The 20,247-nt window shown below is 70.4% G+C and carries 11 protein-coding genes and 1 pseudogene; 6 read left to right on the forward strand and 6 right to left on the reverse strand.

Translation table 11 applies throughout. The annotated features are described in order from the left end of the window. Nucleotides 1-1,102 precede the first annotated feature (1,102 nt). Together ACWGJ2_RS17550 and ACWGJ2_RS17555 are read left to right on the forward strand one after the other, a co-directional pair. A complete protein-coding gene (locus ACWGJ2_RS17550) occupies nt 1,103-2,530 on the forward strand; it encodes an endo-1,4-beta-xylanase (protein ID WP_453346985.1) in 1,428 nt (475 codons plus the stop codon). Nucleotides 2,531-2,570: 40 nt separating this feature from the next. Beyond that, nucleotides 2,571-3,941, forward strand: coding sequence for an RICIN domain-containing protein (locus ACWGJ2_RS17555; protein WP_453346986.1), 1,371 nt, complete (start codon nt 2,571-2,573; stop codon nt 3,939-3,941). A gap of 82 nt (nt 3,942-4,023) precedes the next feature. On the opposite strand, the pseudogene ACWGJ2_RS17560 reads toward ACWGJ2_RS17555, so the two are convergent. Beyond that, nucleotides 4,024-4,398: pseudogene (locus ACWGJ2_RS17560) on the reverse strand (aldehyde dehydrogenase family protein); the annotation flags it as partial. A gap of 225 nt (nt 4,399-4,623) precedes the next feature. On the opposite strand from ACWGJ2_RS17560, the gene ACWGJ2_RS17565 reads away from it, so the two are divergent. Further along, on the forward strand, nt 4,624-5,772 hold the full coding sequence (locus ACWGJ2_RS17565) for a hypothetical protein (protein WP_453346987.1): 1,149 nt from the start codon (nt 4,624-4,626) through the stop codon (nt 5,770-5,772). Between the two features lie 278 nt (nt 5,773-6,050). Here ACWGJ2_RS17565 and ACWGJ2_RS17570 read toward each other — a convergent pair whose 3' ends face one another. Continuing rightward, nucleotides 6,051-8,006 carry a tetratricopeptide repeat protein gene (locus ACWGJ2_RS17570; RefSeq protein ID WP_453346988.1) on the reverse strand — a complete coding sequence of 652 codons (1,956 nt, stop codon included), beginning with the start codon at nt 8,004-8,006 and terminating at the stop codon, nt 6,051-6,053. Nucleotides 8,007-8,660: 654 nt separating this feature from the next. Here ACWGJ2_RS17570 and ACWGJ2_RS17575 point away from each other — a divergent pair. Then, nucleotides 8,661-11,747, forward strand: a complete 3,087-nt coding sequence (locus tag ACWGJ2_RS17575; RefSeq protein WP_453346989.1) for a tetratricopeptide repeat protein — start codon at nt 8,661-8,663, stop codon at nt 11,745-11,747. A 589-nt stretch (nt 11,748-12,336) separates the two neighbouring features. Here ACWGJ2_RS17575 and ACWGJ2_RS17580 read toward each other — a convergent pair. The 3 genes from ACWGJ2_RS17580 to ACWGJ2_RS17590 form a co-directional block, all read right to left on the reverse strand. Then, nucleotides 12,337-13,797, reverse strand: a complete 1,461-nt coding sequence (locus ACWGJ2_RS17580; RefSeq protein WP_453346990.1) for an aldehyde dehydrogenase family protein — start codon at nt 13,795-13,797, stop codon at nt 12,337-12,339. 92 nt (nt 13,798-13,889) lie between these two features. Further along, entirely contained in the window at nt 13,890-15,281 is a 1,392-nt protein-coding gene (locus ACWGJ2_RS17585) for an MFS transporter (protein ID WP_453346991.1), read from the reverse strand. A 62-nt stretch (nt 15,282-15,343) separates the two neighbouring features. Then, nucleotides 15,344-16,519: a 4-hydroxybenzoate 3-monooxygenase gene (locus ACWGJ2_RS17590; RefSeq protein ID WP_453346992.1), complete on the reverse strand. Its 1,176-nt coding sequence runs from the start codon at nt 16,517-16,519 to the stop codon at nt 15,344-15,346. 251 nt (nt 16,520-16,770) lie between these two features. On the opposite strand from ACWGJ2_RS17590, the gene ACWGJ2_RS17595 reads away from it, so the two are divergent. Both ACWGJ2_RS17595 and ACWGJ2_RS17600 read left to right on the forward strand, forming a co-directional pair. Further along, nucleotides 16,771-18,435, forward strand: a complete 1,665-nt coding sequence (locus tag ACWGJ2_RS17595) for an IclR family transcriptional regulator domain-containing protein (RefSeq protein ID WP_453346993.1) — start codon at nt 16,771-16,773, stop codon at nt 18,433-18,435. 179 nt (nt 18,436-18,614) lie between these two features. Beyond that, nucleotides 18,615-18,920, forward strand: a complete 306-nt coding sequence (locus ACWGJ2_RS17600; protein ID WP_453346994.1) for a hypothetical protein — start codon at nt 18,615-18,617, stop codon at nt 18,918-18,920. An 81-nt stretch (nt 18,921-19,001) separates the two neighbouring features. On the opposite strand, the gene ACWGJ2_RS17605 is transcribed toward ACWGJ2_RS17600, so the two are convergent. Continuing rightward, nucleotides 19,002-20,162 (reverse strand): acyl-CoA dehydrogenase family protein, encoded by a 1,161-nt coding sequence (locus tag ACWGJ2_RS17605; RefSeq protein ID WP_453346995.1) that lies wholly within the window; start codon nt 20,160-20,162, stop codon nt 19,002-19,004. Nucleotides 20,163-20,247: the final 85 nt, after the last annotated feature.

The following is a 20,247-nucleotide window of genomic DNA, read 5'->3' on the forward strand; positions in this document are numbered from 1 at the left end:
TTCCCGGTACGGGGCCGGTTCGTGGGCGTCGGATCGGGAGCCGTGAGCACGGCTCCCGATACCCAACGACACCGGGGCCCGCCGGTTGCCTCGGAGAACCGGCCATTCCGTGCGCCTGCGGCAGCCCCGGCGCGAAGGATCAGAGGCCCTGCACGATGCGTCCGGTCCGTCTCATCGCCTTCCGGGGCGCGCATAGGCTCCGTCCTCTACGGAGCCGACCCGAGCACGGCAGACCTGACCCGAGCACGGCAGACCTGACCCGGACACGTCTGACCGACGCGCGCACCCGCTGGCCTGCCAGGTTCGACCGCGCCGCAGCCGGGGTCGTCTCGAAAACTTTCCGGATACTTCTCGGACCCGTTGACGCCACAAGCTAGGAATGCGGGGCCTCCCGGTCGAGACCTGTCGCCGATCTGTCCACAGACAGCGCCTCCCCTTCAAGCGTGACGAGCCGCCCGCCCGACCGGAACCTCTCCTGAATTTTGCGGTACGGCGCGCCAGCCCAAGGAGTCCGCACCGAGGAGAGGTTGAGCACAAGCGGCGCCCGACCTGGGTCGACACTCGGCCCCGCGCGGTGACCAGAACACGACCCCGTCGCCTCGGGGCCGCGCGAGTCCGCCGACGGTGGCGCTCGGGGTCCGACGGTTCCCCGTCCGACTCGCCGGGCTTCCGGAAAGTTTCGGGCAAGGAACGGAAACTTCCCCTGCGGGGAGTATTGACGACCCACCACCAACCCCTCAATCATCCCTGTCTGAGACGCCGGTCGTAGTTCGAAATTTCGAACACCCTTGGCGATCTGTGCTGCACGACAGATCCGCGCACCACAGCACCCGCGCCACCCCGTTTCCGTTCCGGTGAGGTTCGCACCAGCGCATCCTGACTCCTCGCGCAGTGGGAGAGGTACGCGACGCCGCGTGGCGGTCCCCCGGCTGAGCCGCGATGTGAGCACCCCCATGCCTCTGTCGAAACAAGGCCGTTGCCCCGCTCGTCGCCCGGAGGCCGACCGGGTGCTGTCCGGGCCGGTCGAGATCGTCCCGGTTCCACGACCACGATGCCGCTGCACTTTCAGTCCTTCCGTGATTTCTACCCTGGAGGCACAGTCATGGGCTCGTATGCCATTCCCCCACCCGCCGTCCGCCACAAGCTCCGCGGTCTGCTGATAGCGCTGGCCGTCGGCGTCCTCGGTGTGGTCGGTGCGCTGGCCGCGCCGCCGAAAGCACACGCCGCCGAGAGCACGCTCGGCGCCGCGGCGGCGCAGAGCGGTCGTTACTTCGGCACCGCCATCGCCTCGGGCAGACTGGGCGACTCGGCGTACACGACGATCGCGGGCCGCGAGTTCAACTCGGTGACGGCCGAGAACGAGATGAAGATCGACGCCACCGAACCCCAGCGGGGCCAGTTCAACTTCACCGCCGGTGACCGCGTCTACAACTGGGCGGTGCAGAACGGCAAGCAGGTACGCGGCCACACCCTGGCCTGGCACTCACAGCAGCCCGGCTGGATGCAGAGCCTCAGCGGCAGCACGCTGCGCCAGGCGATGATCGACCACATCAACGGCGTGATGGCCCACTACAAGGGCAAGATCGCCCAGTGGGACGTCGTGAACGAGGCCTTCGCCGACGGCAGTACGGGAGCCCGGCGCGACTCCAACCTCCAACGCACCGGCAACGACTGGATCGAGGCCGCCTTCCGCGCCGCGCGCGCCGCCGACCCGGCCGCCAAGCTCTGCTACAACGACTACAACGTCGAGAACTGGACCTGGGCCAAGACGCAGGCCATGTACGCCATGGTCCGAGACTTCAAGCAGCGCGGCGTGCCCATCGACTGCGTCGGCTTCCAGTCGCACTTCAACAGCGGCAGCCCCTACAACAGCAACTTCCGCACCACGCTACAGAACTTCGCCGCTCTCGGCGTCGACGTGGCCATCACCGAACTCGACATCCAGGGCGCCCCGGCCACGACCTACGCCAACGTGACCAACGACTGCCTGGCCGTCCCGCGCTGCCTCGGCATCACGGTCTGGGGTGTGCGCGACACCGACTCCTGGCGAGCGGAGCAGACGCCGCTGCTGTTCAACGGCGACGGCAGCAAGAAGCCCGCCTACACCTCCGTCCTCAACGCACTCAACGGCGGCTCCACTACGCCCCCGGAGTCCGGACAGATCAAAGGCGTCGGTTCGGGCCGCTGCCTGGACGTGCCCGGCACCAGTACCACCGACGGCACCCAGCTCCACCTGTGGGACTGCCACAACGGCACCAACCAGCAGTGGACGCACACGGACGCCGGCGAACTCAGGGTCTACGGCAACAAGTGCCTGGACGCCGCCGGCACCGGCACCGGCAGCAAAGTGCAGATCTACTCCTGCTGGGGCGGCGACAACCAGAAATGGCGCCTCAACTCCGACGGGTCCATCGCCGGCGTCCAGTCCGGCCTCTGCCTCGACGCCGTCTCGGGCGGCACCGCCAACGGCACCCTGATCCAGCTCTACTCCTGCTCGAACGGCAGCAACCAACGCTGGACCCGTACCTGACGAGACCTGCCACAAACGAAGGAGCGAAAGGAGTGAATCGATGAAGACCTACCGTGCGGCTTCCCCCGCCCCTCCACGAAGACAGCATTGGTGGTCCCGCGTCGCCGCCGTGGTAGCGGCGACCCTCGCGATCGGCATGCTCACCGCGGTGAATCCGGCGCCCGCCGAGGCGGCGACGGTGGACACCAATGCCTGGTACGTCCTGGTCAATCGCAACAGCGGCAAGGCGCTGGACGTCTCTTCCACGTCCACCGCCGACGGCGCGCGGATCAGCCAGTGGACGCGCCACGACGGAGCCAACCAGCAGTGGCAGTTCGTGGATTCCGGCGACGGCTTCTACCGCCTCAAGGCCCGGCATTCGGGCAAGGTTCTCGACGTGGCCGGCGCCTCGACCGCAGACGGCGCCGCGATCCAGCAGTGGGCCGACCACAACGGGGGCAACCAGCAGTTCCGCCTGGCCGACTCCGACGCGGACCACGTCCGGCTGATCAACCGCAACAGCGGCAAGGCGGTGGAGGTGCAGGGCAGCTCCACCGCCGACGGCGGCAACGTCGTCCAGTACGCCGACTGGGGCGGCGCCAACCAGCAGTGGCAGATGGTCAAGCTGTCGTCCGACGGCGGCGGGGGATGCGGCAGCGCTCCGACTCTGACGAGCGGCACGCACACGATCCAGAGCGGCGGTCAGAGCCGCAGCTTCATCCTCAGAGTTCCCGACAATTACGACAACAGCCACCCCTACCGGTTGATCTTCGCGTTCCACTGGCGGGGCGGAACGGCCGGCGACGTCGCCTCGGGTGGCACGAGCGGGACCGCCTGGTCCTACTACGGCCAGCAGGAACAGTCGAACAACTCCGCCATCCTCGTCGCCCCCCAGGGCCTCGGCAACGGCTGGGCCAATTCGGGCGGTGAGGACGTCACCTTCGTCGACGACATGATCCGGCGCATCGAGGACGGCCTCTGTGTCGACCCGGCACAGCGTTTCGCCACCGGGTTCAGCTGGGGCGGCGGCATGAGCTACGCACTCGCATGCAGCCGGGCGAACGTCTTCAGGGCCGTCGCGGTCATCTCCGGCGCCCAGATCAGCGGGTGCAGCGGCGGTACCCAGCCCATCGCCTACTTCGGGATCCACGGCATCAGCGACAACGTCCTCAACATCTCGCAAGGGCGTTCCCTGCGCGACAAGTTCGTCGGCAACAACGGCTGCACTGCCCAGAGCCCGCGCGAGCCCGCGCCGGGCAGCCGGACGCACATCACCACCACCTACTCGGGCTGCCGTGCCGGATACCCGGTCCAATGGGCCGCGTTCGACGGAGGCCACATACCCGGCCCAGTCGACGGGTCCCCCAACGAAAGCGGCGTCGCCACCTGGACCAAGGGAGAGATCTGGAGGTTCTTCGCACAGTTCCAGTGACACGCCGGCACCATGGAGTGGAGCCAGGATCATCCTGGCTCCACTCCGTCGACGCGTGCCGCAGGCTGAAGGACGGAGCCGCTCAGAACGGATACCGCGCGTGCTCCGAGGCCAGCGTGACCCAGCGGGTGTTCGTGAACGCCTCGATGCCCCAGCGGCCGCCGAAGCGGCCGTAGCCCGAGGACTTGACGCCGCCGAACGGGGCCTGCGGCTCGTCCGCCACCGACTGGTCGTTGACGTGGACGATGCCCGTGCGGACGCGGCGGGCGACGGCCAGGCCGTGGGTGCCGTTCTCCGTGAGGATGCCGCAGGTCAGGCCGTGGTCCGTGTCGTTGACGAGGCGGATGGCCTCCTCGTCGTCGGCGAAGGGCGTCACCGCGCAGACCGGGCCGAACGCCTCGCCGTAGTAGAGGTCCATGTCCTTGGTGACGCCGCTGAGCACCGTCGCCGGGTGAACCGGCCATTCCACGGGCAGGGGCAGGTGTGTCAAGGATCCTGCAAGGTTGTGCCAAGCGGAGTGCCAAGGGAGAGGGGCAGACCCCGGGACGGACCATCCGTATCCGTCGACAAATGGGGGAAGCTCATGTCTGCCGAGAGTGCCCGTACGAAACCGGCCGTGTGCCAGGGGGGTCAGTGGCTGACCGTCCCGACATCGAAGAGTGTGCTGGTCGTGGCTCACACCATGACATACGCACAGCGACTCCGTGAGGTGTTCGAACTCCTGGAATCCGATCTGCGGGTCCAGGTCGTGTTCACGGTGGCACCGCACGCCTTCAGCGAGGGTGTGACCGACTATCTGCGTTCCATGGGCATCGAGGTGATCCCGTGGAAGCTGGCTCTGGCCACGGAGTTCGACGTCGCTCTCGCCGCCGGTTCTCAGGGCATCGACCAACTCAGGGCACGCGTCATCCGGCTGTCCCACGGGGCCGGCCACATCAAGCTCCTGCGTCGCCCCGCGGGGCACACGGTCGGCGCTCCGCGCACCGGCGGCATGCTCAGCCGTCAGCATCTGGTGAGGGACGGCAAGGTGGTTCCGGCCGCTGTCGCGTTCTCGCACGAGCGCGACCTGGAGGTGCTGGCCGAGTCCTGTCCTGAGGCGTTGCCCGTCGCGTCCGTGGTCGGCGACCCGAGCCACGACCGCATCCTGGCCAGCCTTCCGCACCGGGCGCGGTACCGGGAGGCGCTCGGCCTGCGCCCCGGAGAGCGACTGGTGGTCGTGCCCTCGACGTGGGGTGTCTCCTCCTCGTTCGGCCACCTCGGCAGCCTGCTGCCCCGGCTGCTCGCCGAGTTACCCCCCGGACGGTTCCGGGTCGCGGTGCTGGCCCACCCGAACGTCTGGGCCGGGCACGGCGGCTGGCAGGTGCGGGCGTGGCTGTCGGACTGCCGCCGCCGCGGCATCGCGCTGGTGCCGCCGGAGGACGACTGGCAGAGCCTGCTCGTCGCCGGCGACTGGATCATCGGGGACCACGGTTCGGTGACCGCGTACGGTGCGCTGGCCCGGGTCCCGATACTGATGGCGCGGTACCCGGCACGCGAGGTGACCGCCGACTCCCCGACGGCGGTGCTCGCCCGGGTGGCTCCCGCGCTCTCGCCGCTGCACCCGCTGGAGGACCAGCTACGGTACGCGGCCGACCACTACCGCCCGGCCGCGTACGAACCGGTCGCCGCGCGCATCTCCTCGGCGCCCGGTGCCTACCGCCGCCGGATGCGCGCCCTCCTCTACGCGCAACTGGGCCTGAGCGAACCCGCCTACCCCGTACGCACGGAGCCCGCGCCGGTTCCGCCGTGCCTGGACGCGTGGACGGGCGGGCGTCCGGAGCTGCTGGCGTGAGCGCGAGTCCGGGTACGCACGAGGTGCACGTCACGTGGGGGGACACGTGCGCAGCCCGCAGATGGACGCGGCACACCGTCGCGCCCCGTGGCGGAGGCGACTGCGCCACGTCGTGCGCCGCCTGCGCGGTGTGTGTCGCCACGGCCGAGGGAGGGGCGTATCCGGCGCTGGTCCGCCGGTACGGCCGCACGACGGGCGCCTGGCCGACGCTCCACGGTCTCTCCGCGGCACATGGGGGATGCGCCGGCTGATGCCGTGAGCGTACGGGCCGCGACGGGTCACAGACGTCGTAGCCGTCCCGAGATCCGTTCCGTGTCGGCGGGGCTGATCTTCTCGTAGAGCGCACGGGACCGGCCGTACCGGTCCCGTGCCTCAAGCCCGTCCTCCCGCTGCTCGGCGCACTGCCCCAGCAGCTCCCAGGCACGCGCTTCCCAGTGACGGGACCCGGCAGCCCGGAACGCTTCGAGAGCCCGGCGAAGCAGCGGCTCCCCGTCCGCGGTGTCGCCCGCACCGCACTTGGCCCGCCCGAGAAGAGCCAGAGCACGCGCCGCGTCGTGCGTGTCGCCCTCGGCCGTCAGGTCCGCGTGGGCTCGGGTGAAGAGCCCGACGGCGCGCGGGAAGTCTTCCAGGGCCAGCGCCGTCTCCCCCAGCCGGAGCAGGGAGAGCGCCGCACCCCTCGTGTAGCCCACCGCAAGCCGCAGCTCGTACGCCTCCGCGAAGCAGGACTCCGCCCGGCCGTAGTCACCTCGTTCGAGGTGTGTGGTGCCCAGCCCGTTGAGCGCCTGCGCCTGCTGGCGCGGGTCGTTGTCCTCACGGGCGATCCGCAGCGCTTTCCCGTGCCAGTCGGCGGCCTCCGCCAGACGTCCGGCATGCCGCAGCCCGATCGCTCCCGAGGTGAGCATGCGGCCTTCGGCCACGCGGTCCGCCGCCTCTCTCGCGGCCCGCAGCCCCAGGTCATGCGCCTCCACCCACATCGGCACGGGCCGGAGCCTGTGCCACATGGGCCACAGCGCGTCGACCAGTTGCCACGTCAGCTCATGCCACCCCTGCGCGGAGCACTCCCTGACCAAGTCCATCAGCATCGCGCTGTGGGCCTCCAGCCACGCCAGAGCAGCCTTCTCGCCCTCGAACGCGACGGGTTCCGAGGGCGGTTCCGCCGGGGTGCGCGCCAGGTTTCGATGGCTGGGCGCCAGCAGTGCCTCCGCCGCCGTGGCGGTCGTCAGGCACCAGCCCGCGAAGCGCAGCAACCGCGAGCGGCGCTCCTCTTCTGAGTCCTCGCTCCCGCTGCGGTCGCGCGCATGGGCGCGCACGAGATCGTGGAAGGTGTAGCTGTCGTGCCCGCTGTCCTCCAGAAGGCTCGCCTCGACCAGCGTGTCCAGGTGCCCCTCCGCCACGGCGAGCCGTATTCGGCATGCAGCCGCCGTCATGTGTGCGCTGTAACAGGCGGACGGCAACATCCCCAGGCAGCGGTAGGTGCGGGCCACCTCCCGCGGCAGTCCGCGGTAGGACTCATCGAGCGCCAGCCGCACGGCGGGCCGTCCCTCCACCCTGAGCGTCTCCAGGGGGCCGCTCCCCCGCGAAAGGGCGTCGGCCAGCGTTCCGACGGACCATGAGGGCCGGGTGGCCAGCCGGGCGCCCGCGACACATATGGCCAGAGGTAACCGATCGCACAGGTCCACCACTCTGCGTGCCGCCTCGGGTGCGCCCGTCACGCGGTCCCCTCCGCCCGTCAGTGAGAGCAACTCCACCGCGTGCCCGGCCTGGAGCGGCCGGACGTGGTGCAGAACCGCGCCCTCCACCAGGAGGCCGGTGAGTCGCTGTCTGCTGGTGACCACGACGAGGCTGTCCGGCGAGCTGGGCAGCAGGGGACGCACCTGAGCCGCAGTGACGGCACCGTCGAGCAGGATCGCCAGACGCGCGTCCGCCGTCCACGTCCGCCAGAGCGCGATCCGGTCCGCGCTTCTGTCGGGGAACGGCGGGGCGGCACCGACGGACCGCAGGAAGTGCGACAGCACTTCGTCGGGTGACTGCGAGCCGGGGGAGAGCGTGCTGGCTCGGAAGTTGGCGTACAACTGCCCGTCCGGGAAGGAGTCTGCGAGGCTCCCAAGCCAGCGGACCACCAGCGTCGTCTTGCCGACACCGGCCGCTCCGGTGACCGTGATGAGCTGAGGGGCGTCTCTGGTCCGCCGTTCCCGTATGCCGTTGAGGATCCTGAGGTCATCCTCGCGTCCCACCCAGTGCGCGTGGGCGGGAGGAAGCTGGCGGGGAAGAGGGGAGCGGGGGTCTCGGTACCTGCTCACGTGGATGTGCACCCCTCCATAAATGTCCCGCGCCTGCACTGCGGTACCGGGAGCGGCGTCGTCACAAATGATGTTCGCCTGCTCCCACCCGTCGTGCCAGACGTCCGAGTGTGGGACGAGCCAGCGCCTCATCTCCGCCCGTGCCTCGCTCTCCGACGCAAGCAGGGACGCGAGCGAGTCCCTCAGACTGTCCCATTCCCGCTTTTCTCCGCCAGTTTGGGCGCAACGCCACGCTTCGGCAGTGTCGGGATGTGCGGCGCCGTGCCGCACGAAGAACTCCGTCATCCGACGCCGTACGGCAACTCCGAGTTCACTCCCGGTCGTCATGGCCGATATCAGAAGGTCGCTCAGTTCTTCACCCGTCGCGGGCCTCCTCATTCCGGGCATGATCGGGCACCAGATCGCGCGAAACAAACCAACACGACAGCTCGCTCCCCTTGTTCAAGCTGAAACGCCTCACAGAAAACCACTTCCCCAGACGTCACACGGGCACCGGAGGGTTTCAGCCGTCATCGCATGGTTACTGGTCGCTGCAACTGACGCCATGTCATCATCTCTGTCCGGAAGAACAACCGGCGGGAGGCGCTGGTGAGATTCCGTCTGCTGGGGCCGGTCGAGATCCAGGCAGGGGAACAGCGCCATTCTCTGCGCTCCGCGAAAGCCCGGGTCATCCTCGCCGCTTTGGCCTGGGACGCCCGTCAATGGGTGTCGACGGACACGCTCATCCACCGCGCCTGGGACGAACTCCCACCGTCCAAGCCCAAAGACAGCCTGTACGTCTACATCTCGCGCATCCGCGGAATCATGCGACGGATCGGCGGTGCGGACGCACCCTGCATCCACGCCCGGGCCCATGCTTACGTTCTGGACGCCGACCCGGACACGGTCGACGTGCGCCAGTACCTGAGCCTCGTGGACCAGGCACGCGCCCTGGCCGACAGCGGGAGTCAGGAGGAAGCCCTCGGGCTGCTCGACGGTGCCGCGCGGCTGATGACCGGCGATCCGCTGGCCGGTGAGGTGGGCAGTTGGGCCGAGAGCATCCGCGACTCCATCGAGGAGAAGGCACTCTCCGGCACGCTTCTGCGCGCCGACATCGTCCTCCCCCTGGGCAGATTCGCGGAGACCGCCACTGAGCTGGGCCCCGTGGTCGGCAAGCGCCCGACGGACGAATCGCTGGTGGAACGTTACGCGCTGGCTCTGCACGGCTGCGGACGCACCGGCGAGGCCAGCCGCCTTCTGCACAGCACACACCGGTTGCTGCTGCGGGAGTTCGGCACCGCTCCGGGCAAGCGCCTCCAGGCCGTGCAACAGGGCATCCTCGCAGGCAGCCCCGTCACCGACCTCCTTCCCTCACAACACGCCGCGCGCTCCCGGATCCGCATTCCCGCTCCGGACAACATGCCCCGCGACATTCCGTGGGTGGGCCGTGAACGCGAGATCACGGTCCTCTCTCAGGGGCTCAGGGAAGGGCCAACACCGCCCCAGCGGCTCCCGGTCATCTACTCCGTGGACGGTATGCCCGGAAGTGGGAAGACTGTCCTGGCCGTTCATCTGGCCCACCGGCTGCGCGACCTGTTCCCCGACGGGCGCCTCCTGCTCAACCTCCGCGCCCACGCCCGGTACCAGGAACCCCTGTCCGCCGCCGTAGCACTCGCCGAACTGCTGAGACTCCTCGGCACCCCGGCCTCGCAGATTCCTCACGACGACCTGGACGCGCTGACCCAGCTTTGGCGGCACGCCATGAGCGAGCGTCGCGCGCTCCTTGTCCTGGACGACGCCCGCGACGAGGAACAGCTTCAGCCGCTGCTCCCCGACGCGTCGCCCGTCCGCGTCATCATCACCAGCCGCCGACGCCTCACGGGATTGCCCGACGCGCGGTCGATGTCACTGGATCCGATGTCGGTCGCGGACGCCCTGGCGCTCTTCGGCAGCCGGATCGGTGCCGACCGCGCCCAGGAGGACGACGTCCGCGAGATCGCCCGGCTCTGTGGCTATCTCCCCCTGGCCATGGAGATCGCCGCCAGCCGTCTGCTCTCGCGCCCCTCGTGGGACGCACGAACACTCATCCAACGACTCTCCCAGGGAAGCAGCAGACTGCCCGAGATCAGGGACGCGCACCGGGAGCTGGCGCAGGCTTTCGACCTCTCGCACAGCACGCTCACCCCGGTCCAGCAGTCGGCGTTCCGTCGCCTGGGTCTGCACATCGGGGCCGAGTTCGGCCCTCACGCGGCGGCGGCACTCACGGGGCTTCCGCTCACCGAGGCCGAACGGGTGCTCGAGAGTCTTCTCGGGTCGCACCTGCTCATCGAGCCCGCGCCGGACCGCTACAGGCTGCACGACCTCATCCGTGACTACGCGCGTGCGCTGGCAGAGACCGCGGAGTCGGCCACTGGCCGACAGCACGCCCTGGACCGGCTCCTGGATCTCTATCTGCACACGGCCGACCGGGCGGACAGAATCGCTTACCCCCATCGCGTCCGCATCGACGTGGGCACGGCTCCACCACATCTCCGGGCGCTCGCGGAGGGCAACCTGGAGGGCACCGGGGCACAGGGCTGGTTCATCACCGAGGGCAGCAACCTGCTGGCCGCACTGGACCATGCCCACACCAACGGGCCCCCGGAGCGAGCGGCCCTCATGACCCACACGCTCGCCGGGTTCCTGGACAGCGAGGGGTACCTGGCCAGTGCCGAGCAGCCACTGCTACGTGCCTCGTCCTACTGGCGCGAGGCAGGTGACCTGTCGGCAGAGGCACGATCACTGCTGGATTCCGCGGTGGTACACACGCACGCCGCGCGCTACGAGCAGGCCATCGCGGCAGCCAGATCAGCACTCGACATCGCGCGGGCGACGCGGGACACGGAGACCGAGGCGGAGGCCCTGCACCAACTGGCGATACCCCAGTGGCACGAGGGCCGCTACGTCAGCGCACTGCCTCATCTCCAGCGCTCCCTCAGCCTTCGAGACCGGGCCGCAGATCCTCGGCACTATGCTCGCGCCCTCAATATGAAGGCAATGACCCAGCTACGCCTCGGGAAAACCGACGAAGCGTGGCACGGATTCCGGGAAGCCCTCGAACTCTTCCGCGCGACAGGTGATCCACGTGGTGAATTACGCGCGTTGAACAATCTTGCTCAGATTTACCACGAACGTAATGAATTTGAGGATGCGGAGCGTTCCTATCGGGCAGCCATGAGAATCGCCCAGGAAACGGACAGCCGCGTCGACTACGTCAATCTCAGGATGAATTTCGCCGCCACACTGGCGGCCTCGGGACTAACGGACGAATCCCTCAGAATCTGCAAGGATATTCTGCCGGTATTCCGCAGCGTAGGCGACAAGAGGAACGAAGTCATCACCCTGAACCAGATCGGAGCGGCGCTTCAACTGGCAGGGCGGCACGAGGAATCCATTCCGTATCACAAAGCGGCACTCACCCTGGCCCGGCAGATCCATGCCGCCACGGACGAGTCCCACGCCCTGCGCCAACTGGGCACCGCGGCCCAGCACACCGGCAGGTTCCAGCAGGCGGCCCGTCACCTGACCCAGAGCCTCACCATTGCCCGCCGTACCCACGCGCGCGGAGCGGAGCTGCTCGCACTGCGGGAACTGGAAGGGGTAGAGGGCGCGCCGGAGACGCCCGCAGAGGTCCCTCCTCGTTCACACGGACACTGAATTGGTCTGGACAACCTCAGAAATTCGAACATTGGCGACCCGTCAGTAATTGACTCGGGCACACTTGTCACGCTCAATCTTTGGCCTACGCATCACGGGACACTTCTCACCAGAAGACGTGTGCGAGGTTCGCTGGTTTGATCGAGAGCCGCTGTTGGTGCAAGATGACGCTCACTCAGCGCTGGGCGCTCCCCAGGGGTTCCCCGCAAAGCCGAGCATCCCAACCGCGCCTTCCGTGCGCCTCATTCATGAAATTCTCAGAGGAGAAGCCTGTGCCTTCAGCCCTTCCAGGAGCGACGTTTTCCCGTCTCGTCCTCTCGGTTGTCGCCATACCCACTCTGGCTTGGTCCGCTCTCCTCATAACGAACCTCTCCATAGCCAACGGGACGACTGACCCGGCCGCCTCTTCCGTCAGTGCCGCCCCCACCAGGGACGAGGACTGCATGCCGTACACGCCCGCCGCGTAGGCGTACCCGGACACTACGAAGGCGCCCGACACGGGACCCATCGTGTCGGGCGCCTCGACATCCTCAGCGAGGGCCGGTCACCTCCGCACCGAACTCAACCCAGCACCTTTTTGCGGACGCCCTCAGAACGGATACCGCGCGTGCTCCGAGGCCAGCGTGACCCAGCGGGTGTTCGTGAACGCCTCGATGCCCCAGCGGCCGCCGAAGCGGCCGTAGCCCGAGGACTTGACGCCGCCGAACGGGGCCTGCGGCTCGTCCGCCACCGACTGGTCGTTGACGTGGACGATGCCCGTGCGGACGCGGCGGGCGACGGCCAGGCCGTGGGTGCCGTTCTCCGTGAGGATGCCGCAGGTCAGGCCGTGGTCCGTGTCGTTGACAAGGCGGATGGCCTCCTCGTCGTCGGCGAAGGGCATCACCGCGCAGACCGGGCCGAACGCCTCACCGTAGTAGAGGTCCATCTCCTTGGTGACGCCGCTGAGCACCGTCGCCGGATGCACGGCCCCCGTGGGCGCGCCGCCGCCCGCGAGGACCTTCGCGCCCTTGCCGACCGCGTCCTGGACGAGCGCGGCGACGCGGTGTGCCGCAGCCTCGCTGACCAGGGGCCCGATGACCGTCTCCGGGTCCGTGGGGGCGCCGTGGGGCAGTGCGGAGACCTTCGCGGCGAACTTCTCGGTGAAGTCGGCCGCCAGTGACTCGTGCACCAGGACGCGGTCGCCCGACATGCAGATCTGGCCCGCGTTCATGAAGACGCCGAAGGTGGCGGCCTCCACGGCGTAGTCGACGTCGGCGTCGTCGAGCACGACGATGGCGTTCTTGCCGCCCAGTTCCAGCACGGCGGGCTTCAGGTGCTGGGAGGCGAGGTTGCCGATGACGCGGCCGACGTTCGTGGACCCGGTGAAGTTGACGGCCCGCACGCGCGGGTCGCCGACGAGTGCCTCGGCGACCTCTGCCGCGTCCTCGCGCGCGTTGCTGACGACGTTCAGCGCGCCGTCCGGCAGCCCCGCCTCGCGCAGCACGTCGGCGAGGAAGTAGCCGCAGGCCAGCGGCGCTTCCTCGCTGGGCTTGACGACGACCGTGTTGCCCGCGGCGAGCGGCGCGGCCACGGCCCTGATGCCGAGGATCAGCGGTGCGTTCCACGGCGCGAAGGCGGCGACGACGCCGACGGGTTCGCGTACGGCGAGGCTCAGCGAGCCGCCGTCGTCCGGGGTCAGCACCTCGCCGCGCGGCGCGCTGACCGCCGCCGCTGCCTCGCGCAGGATCCCGGCGGCCAGGTGCACGTTGAACAGCGCCCAGGGGCGGCTGCCGCCGACCTCCTCGGCCATCAGCGAGACGGCAGCATCGCCGCGCGACTCCAGCAGCTCGGCCGCCTTGAGGAAGACCGCGCGGCGCGCGCCAGTGCCCGTCGCGGCCCACGCCTCGGCCGCGGACTCGGCCGCGTCGACGGCGCGCTCGACGTCCTGGGCGCCCGCTGCGGCGACGGTGGCGTAGACCTCGCCCGTGGAGGGGTTGATGTCGTCCTCGGTGCGCCCCGAGGTGGCCGGGACCTCCTGGCCACCGATGAGGAGGCCGCGGTGGAGGGTCATGACGGGTCCTTTCTTCTGGTCTGCTGATCGGCAGGTCCGCTGATCGGCTGGTGCGCCGGTTCGCTGGCCCGCTGGCCCCCTGGTCCGCCGGCTCAGCTCTGTGGCTGGAGCGGGGTGTCGGCCGGGCCCGGAACGGAACCTTCCGCCCGCCTCCGTTGTACCCGAACGGCGAGCGGAACGAGCGCGATGGTCAGCGCGCCGAGCAGTCCGGCCAGCGCGAACGCGGTGAACCCCCAGCCCGCCGTCCCGTTGGCGAGGACGGCACCGCCCATCCAGGGCCCGACGATGGCGCCGCTGCGCCCGATGCCCGTCACCCAGCCGAGCCCGGCGGCGCGCTCGGCCGGTGCGTAGGTGGCATTGCTCGCGGCGTAGACCATCACCTGGGCGCTGAAGAGCCAGACACCGGTGACGAAGACCACGGCGTAGGTGACGCCCAGCGGCAGGTGCGCCTTGAGGAGCAGTGCGCCGCCCGCCGTGAGCACGAACCAGATCGCGGAGACCCGCACCGGGCCGAAGCGGTCGGCGGTACGGCCCGCGATCAGCATGCCGACGATGCCGCCCGCGTTGATGACGAGCAGGAAGCTGACGGAGGACGTCAGGCCGTAGCCGGAGGCGCGCATGAGCTGCGGCAGCCAGGTGCTGACCCCGTAGACGAGGAGCAGCCCGCAGAAGGAGGCGGTCCACAGGAGCGGAGTGGCCCAGCGGGTGCCGCGCCCGAACAGCGCCAGCACCGCCGTGACCCGGCCCTTCGCGCCGCTCTCCGGTGCCTCGGCGGGGACGGGCCGCGGCATGCCGTAGCGGTCGGCGACGGCGTCGGCGTCCGCCTTGCGGCCCCGCGCCAGCAGCACGCCGGGCGACTCGGGCAGCAGCTTCAGCAGCAACGGCACCGCGATGACGGCAGGCAGCACGCCCGCCCAGAAGACCCAGCGCCAGCCGAACGAGGGCGCGATGCCCAGGCCGAGCCCGGTGGCCGCCATGCCGCCCGCGTGGTACGAGGTCATCAGCATGCCGACGGCCAGCGCGGCCCTGCGCGGCGGCGCGAACTCCGCGACCATGGCCAGGCAGATCGGCATCAGCCCGCCGAGACCGAGCCCGGCGAGGAAGCGCCCGCCGCCGAAGAGCGCGGCCGACCCCGCGAGCGCGCACACGGCGGAGCCCAGCGAGAAGAGGACGACGCTCCAGACCAGTACGGGCCTGCGCCCGAGCCAGTCCGTGAACGTGCCCGCCGTCAGCGCGCCGATGAGCATGCCGAACGTCGTCCAGCTCCCGATGGTGCCCGCCGTGCTCTCGGTCAGCCCGAGGGCGCCGTCGTCCAGGAGGTGGGGCATGACGGCGCCGTAGATGTTGACGTCCATGCCGTCGAAGAAGACGGCCATCCAGCACAGCCCGAGGACCAGGGCCACGGAGCGGAAGCTGTGCGTACGGCCCTCGGGTGCGGCGGGGGTGGGTGGCCGGTCGGGGGATCCGGAGGAAGGGGAGGACATGCGGCTCTCGTTTCTACGGGGACGGGAACGCGGGCGGGGAGCGGTGCGAGGGAGGGCAGGGATCAGCCGAAGGGGAGGCCCGTGTAGTTCTCGGCGAGGTCGGTGGCGGCCGAGCGGGCGGCGGCGATGCGCTCGAGCTGAGCGCGCTGGAGGCGGTCGTCGAAGGCGGTCGCGTCGGGGACACGGTGGAGCATGGTCGTCATCGCGTAGCTGAACCGCTCGGCCTGCCACACCCGGCGCAGACACGTCTCGGAGTAGGCGTCGAGCCGGTCGGCCGAGCCGGTCTCGCGCAGCCGGACCAGGCCGCGCGCGAAGGTGACCACGTCGCTGACGGCGAGGTTGAGGCCCTTGGCACCGGTCGGCGGGACGATGTGTGCCGCGTCGCCCGCGAGGAAGAGGCGGCCGTGGCGCATCGGCTCGTGGACGAAGCTGCGCATCGGGGTCACCGACTTGGAGGTGACGGGCCCGCGTTTGAGCGACCAGCCGTCGGCGGTCTCGAAGCGGCGCTCCAGTTCGTCCCAGATCTCCTCGTCGCTCCACTCGTCGGGGTCGGTCCCGTCGGGCACCTGAAGGTAGAGGCGGGAGACCTCGGGCGAGCGCATGCTGAGCAGCGCGAAACCCCGGTCGTGGCGTGCGTAGACCAGTTCGTCGTTGGAGGGCGGCACGTCGGCGAGGACGCCGAGCCAGCCGAAGGGGTACGTGCGCTCGAAGACCCGCGACAGCTCGCGGGGCACGGCCTCGCGGGCGACACCCCAGAAGCCGTCGCAGCCGACCACGTAGTCGCACTCCAGGGTGTGTTCGACGCCCTCGTGGACGTAGCGGACGCGCGGGTGCTCCGAGTCCGGCTCCTCGACGGCCAGTGCCTTCGCCTCGAAGAGCAGCGGGCCGCCATCGTCCACGTGGAGGGCGATCAGGTCCTTGACCATTTCGGTCTGCGCATAGACCATTACGGACTTTCCGCCCGTCAGCTCGGGGAAGTCGACGCGGTGGCGGCGCCGGTCGAAGCGCAGCTCGATGCCGTCGTGGCGCAGCCCCTCGCGGTCCATGCGCGCGCCCGCGCCGCACTCGCGCAACACGTCGACGGTGCCCTGCTCCAGGATCCCGGCGCGCTGCCGCGCTTCGACGTAGGCGCGGTCGCGGGCCTCCAGGACGACCGAGTCGATCCCGGCGCGGTGCAGGAGGCGGGCGAGGAGGAGGCCGGCGGGGCCCGCGCCGATGATGCCGACGGTGGTGCGCATCGGTTGTTTCCCTTCGTGCGTGCCGCGTGTGCCGCTCATACGTAACGGGCGCGGCGCGGCGGGTCCGCTGATCGCGTCCACCGGGGGTGTTCGCCTGGTGAACTTTCGTTCATAATGTTTGACGGGAGTCTCCGACCGCGGGGGGCCGGTGTCAACGGTTGCGCGCGAATCGCCTTCCATGGAGGTCGACGGATGCCACGGGCCGACGTCACGGGGATGAGGACGGAGACGGCCACGAGGAGGAGGGCGCGATGCCGCAGCAGGAATCCGTACGACCCCTGGAACGGGGGCTCGCCGTGCTGCGCGCCATGTCCTGGCCGGGAAAGGAGAGCGCGCGCCCCGGTGACCTCGTACGGGCCACGGGACTGGCCCGCTCCACGGTGGACCGGGTCATCGCCACCCTGGACCGGCTCGGCCATGTGCGCTTCGACGGCCAGGAGGCGGTGCTCGCGCCCCGGCTGATGGAACTGGGCAACGCCTACCTCTCCGCCAGCGGCCTGCCCGACGCGCTCGGCGCGCAGGCGGAGGCCCTGGCCGACCACTTCGACGAGTCCGTCTCGCTGGCCGTGCCCGACGGTGACGGGGTGCGCTTCATCGTGCAGGCCACCCGCCGCAGGACCATGGCGCTGGCCTTCCGCATCGGCGACCTGCTGCCCGCCGAACGCTGCGCGCCCGGCGCCCTGTTCGCCTCGCGCTGGGACGCGGACCAGTGGGAGGCGTGGCGAAGGCGCCGCGCCGCCGACCCGCACGACGAGGGCTTCTCCGCCGTGCCCGCGCGCGCCGTGCCGGGCACCGAGGAGGAGTTCGTGCGCCGCGCGGAGGCCGCGGGCGAGGACGGCTGGTCACTGGACGACCAGCTCATCGAGCCGGGCCTCGTGGCCGTCGCCGTGCCGGTGCGCGGGCCGGACGGGCGTACGGCCTGCGCGCTCAGCGCGGTCAGCCACACCAGCAGGCACAGCGCGCGTGACCTCGCCCGCACGGTGCTGCCGAGGCTGCGCGAGGCGGCCGCCACGATGGAGTCGACGCTCGCGGCGCGGGCGGGGGAGAGGAACCGTGCGCATGGCGCCGGGGACGCGGACGCCGCCGGGTCAGGCGGCGACCCCGCGCGGAGCGCGAAGAGCGAGCTGGGCGCGGGCTTCCTCCAGTCCCTCGCCCGTGGCCTGACGGTGCTGCGCGCCCTCGGCGAGGGACCGTCAGGCCAGGGCATGTCGCTCTCGGCCGTCGCCGAGGCGACGGGGCTGGCCCGGGCGACGGCGCGCCGCTCGCTGCTCACCCTGGAGGAGCTGGGCTACGCGGAGTGCTCGGACCACCTCTTCCGTCCCCTCCCCCGCGTCCTGGAACTGGGCTACGCGCATCTGACGGGCCTGTCCTTCGCCGACATCGCCCAGCCGCATCTGCGCGGCCTGGTGGCGCGGGTCCACGAGTCGGCCTCCGTGACGGTGCTGGACGGCACCGACATCCTCTACGTGGCCCGGGTGCCCACCATCCGCATCATGAGCATCAGCATCACGCTCGGAACGCGCTTCCCCGCCTACGCCACGGCCATGGGCCGGGTCCTCCTCGCCGGGCTGCCCGAGACGGAGCGCGCACACGTGCTGGAGCGCGCCGAGCCGCGCGCCTTCACGGAGCACACCGTCACCTCCGTGCCACGGCTCGCGCGGATCGTGGAGGCAACGGCGCGGTCGGGGTACGCCGCCATCGACCAGGAGCTGGAGGTGGGCCTGCGCTCGGTGGCCGTGCCGCTCAGGGATGCCGGGGGCCGGGTCATCGCGGCGCTCAACGTCGCCCAGCACTCCGGCTCCGAGCCCCTGGAGACGACCAGGGACGCGCTCCTTCCGGCGCTGCGGGCGACGGCCGCCGCCGTCGAGGCGGACCTCCGCATCGCCGCGCGGCACCACCGGGTGCGGATCCCTTAGGGGTTGCCTCAAAGGGAACGGTTGGGCCGGGAACCGGTCTTGTCGGATCCATTGTCCGTCGATAGCCTGACAGGTTTCCGTCAAGAGGGAGGGAGTCGCCATGCTGTGGACGCGGTGGCGAACCTGGCCGCCCGCCCGGAGGTTCCGGGAGCACGGGCGGCGGTTCCGGAAGGAACGAGATGTCCCGCACGGACAAGACGAAGCCCCTGTGGGTGCGCCACGCTGAGCACGGACCCAGGCCGGTACACGACCACCGATACGCCGCCTGCGACCTGCCGCCGGAACCCACCGGGGAGGACCCCGGCACGCACTGCCGCTGGGAGGACCCCGGCGCGCTGCTGTTCGGCCACACCTGCTGCGCGGGCTGCCAGAAGCGCCGTTGCAGGAAGGAGTGGCAGGGCATGGTCAGGACCGGCAACCGCAAGGAGCGGTACGAGGGAAGGCGCGAGGCCCGCCGCTACCGCACCGGCGAATACGTCGACTGAGCCTGCCCCTGCCCGCACGCGGGGCCGCCGCCACCACGGGGGGCGGCGGCCCCGCGCACGCACACCTCACACACGCACGCGTCACGACATCGCGTTCAGCCCGGTCAGCGCGCGGCCGATGATGAGTTTCTGGACCTGGCTGGTGCCTTCGTAGAGCGTCAGCACGCGCGCGTCGCGCAGGTACTTGCCCACCGGGTACTCGTCGATGAAGCCGTAACCGCCGAAGACCTGGAGGCAGTTGTTGCTGACCCGCACGGCGGTCTCGCTGGCGTGGTACTTCGCGATGGACGCCTCCGTCGCGTACTCCTTCGGCGTCACCCCCGCGTCCGCCATCCGTGCCACCTGGTGGGTGAGCAGCCGCGAGGCACGCACGTCGACGGCCGAGTCGGCGAGCAGCTCCTGCACGAGCTGGAAGGAGGCGACGGGCTTTCCGAACTGCTCCCGCTCCGTCGAGTAGCGCACCGCCGCGTCCAGCGCCGCCTGGGCCACGCCGACCGAGCCCGCCGCGACGGACACCCGGCCGCGGGAGAGCGCGCCGAGCGCGATGCCCAGGCCGCGGTCGACCTCGCCGAGCCGGGCCGCGTCGGGGACGCGGACGCCCTCGTAGGTGATCTCGGCCGTGGCCTGGCCGCGCAGTCCGAGCTTGCCGTGGATCTCGGTCGCGGTGAAGCCGGGCGTGGAGGTGGGCACGAGGAAGGCGGTGATGCCCTTCTCGCTCGTGCGCGCGAAGGTGAGGGCGACCTCGGCGACGGTGCCGTTGGTGATGAACATCTTGCCGCCGTCGATGACCCAGTCGCCGCCGTCGCGGGTGGCGCGCGTGGTGAGCGAGCCCGCGTCGGAGCCGGTGCCAGGCTCGGTGAGGGCGAAGCAGCCGAGCGCCTCACCCGCCGTGAGCCGGGGTATCCACGCGCTTTTCTGCGCGTCCGTGCCATATGCGGCGATGGTCTTGGTGACCAGGCCGAGGGAGACGGAGACGATGCCGCGCACGGAGGAGTCGCCACGCCCCAGCTCCTCGGTGACCAGGGTGTACGAGAGCGTGTCGGCCTCGACGCCGCCGTACTCCTCGGGCACGGCGAGGCCCAGGAAGCCCAGCTCGCCGAGGCGTTTGACGATGCCGGGGTCGACGCGTTCCGCGCGGTCCCACTCGCGGGTGTGCGGCACGATCTCGGCGTCGACGAACTCGGCTGCCATGGCGCGGAAGTCGCGCTGTGTCTCGGAGAGGCCGAAGTCCCTCGGGTCCATGGAGTGTTCTCCTCGTCCTTGAGGATCAGCTCACTGATCCGGATGGTTGGTGCGGTGCGGTGCGGGGTGCGACGGCTCTACGGGA

Source organism: Streptomyces sp. NPDC054796 (assembly GCF_053611545.1).

Bases quoted from the DNA above. Each gene is read 5' to 3' on its own strand.
- ACWGJ2_RS17605 (WP_453346995.1), bottom strand. From the start codon at position 20,162: ATGGACCCGAGGGACTTCGGCCTCTCCGAGACACAGCGCGACTTCCGC.
- ACWGJ2_RS17555 (WP_453346986.1), top strand. From the start codon at position 2,571: ATGAAGACCTACCGTGCGGCTTCCCCCGCCCCTCCACGAAGACAGCAT.
- ACWGJ2_RS17550 (WP_453346985.1), top strand. From the start codon at position 1,103: ATGGGCTCGTATGCCATTCCCCCACCCGCCGTCCGCCACAAGCTCCGC.
- ACWGJ2_RS17590 (WP_453346992.1), bottom strand. From the start codon at position 16,519: ATGCGCACCACCGTCGGCATCATCGGCGCGGGCCCCGCCGGCCTCCTC.
- ACWGJ2_RS17565 (WP_453346987.1), top strand. From the start codon at position 4,624: ATGACATACGCACAGCGACTCCGTGAGGTGTTCGAACTCCTGGAATCC.
- ACWGJ2_RS17600 (WP_453346994.1), top strand. From the start codon at position 18,615: ATGTCCCGCACGGACAAGACGAAGCCCCTGTGGGTGCGCCACGCTGAG.
- ACWGJ2_RS17585 (WP_453346991.1), bottom strand. From the start codon at position 15,281: ATGTCCTCCCCTTCCTCCGGATCCCCCGACCGGCCACCCACCCCCGCC.
- ACWGJ2_RS17580 (WP_453346990.1), bottom strand. From the start codon at position 13,797: ATGACCCTCCACCGCGGCCTCCTCATCGGTGGCCAGGAGGTCCCGGCC.
- ACWGJ2_RS17595 (WP_453346993.1), top strand. From the start codon at position 16,771: ATGCCGCAGCAGGAATCCGTACGACCCCTGGAACGGGGGCTCGCCGTG.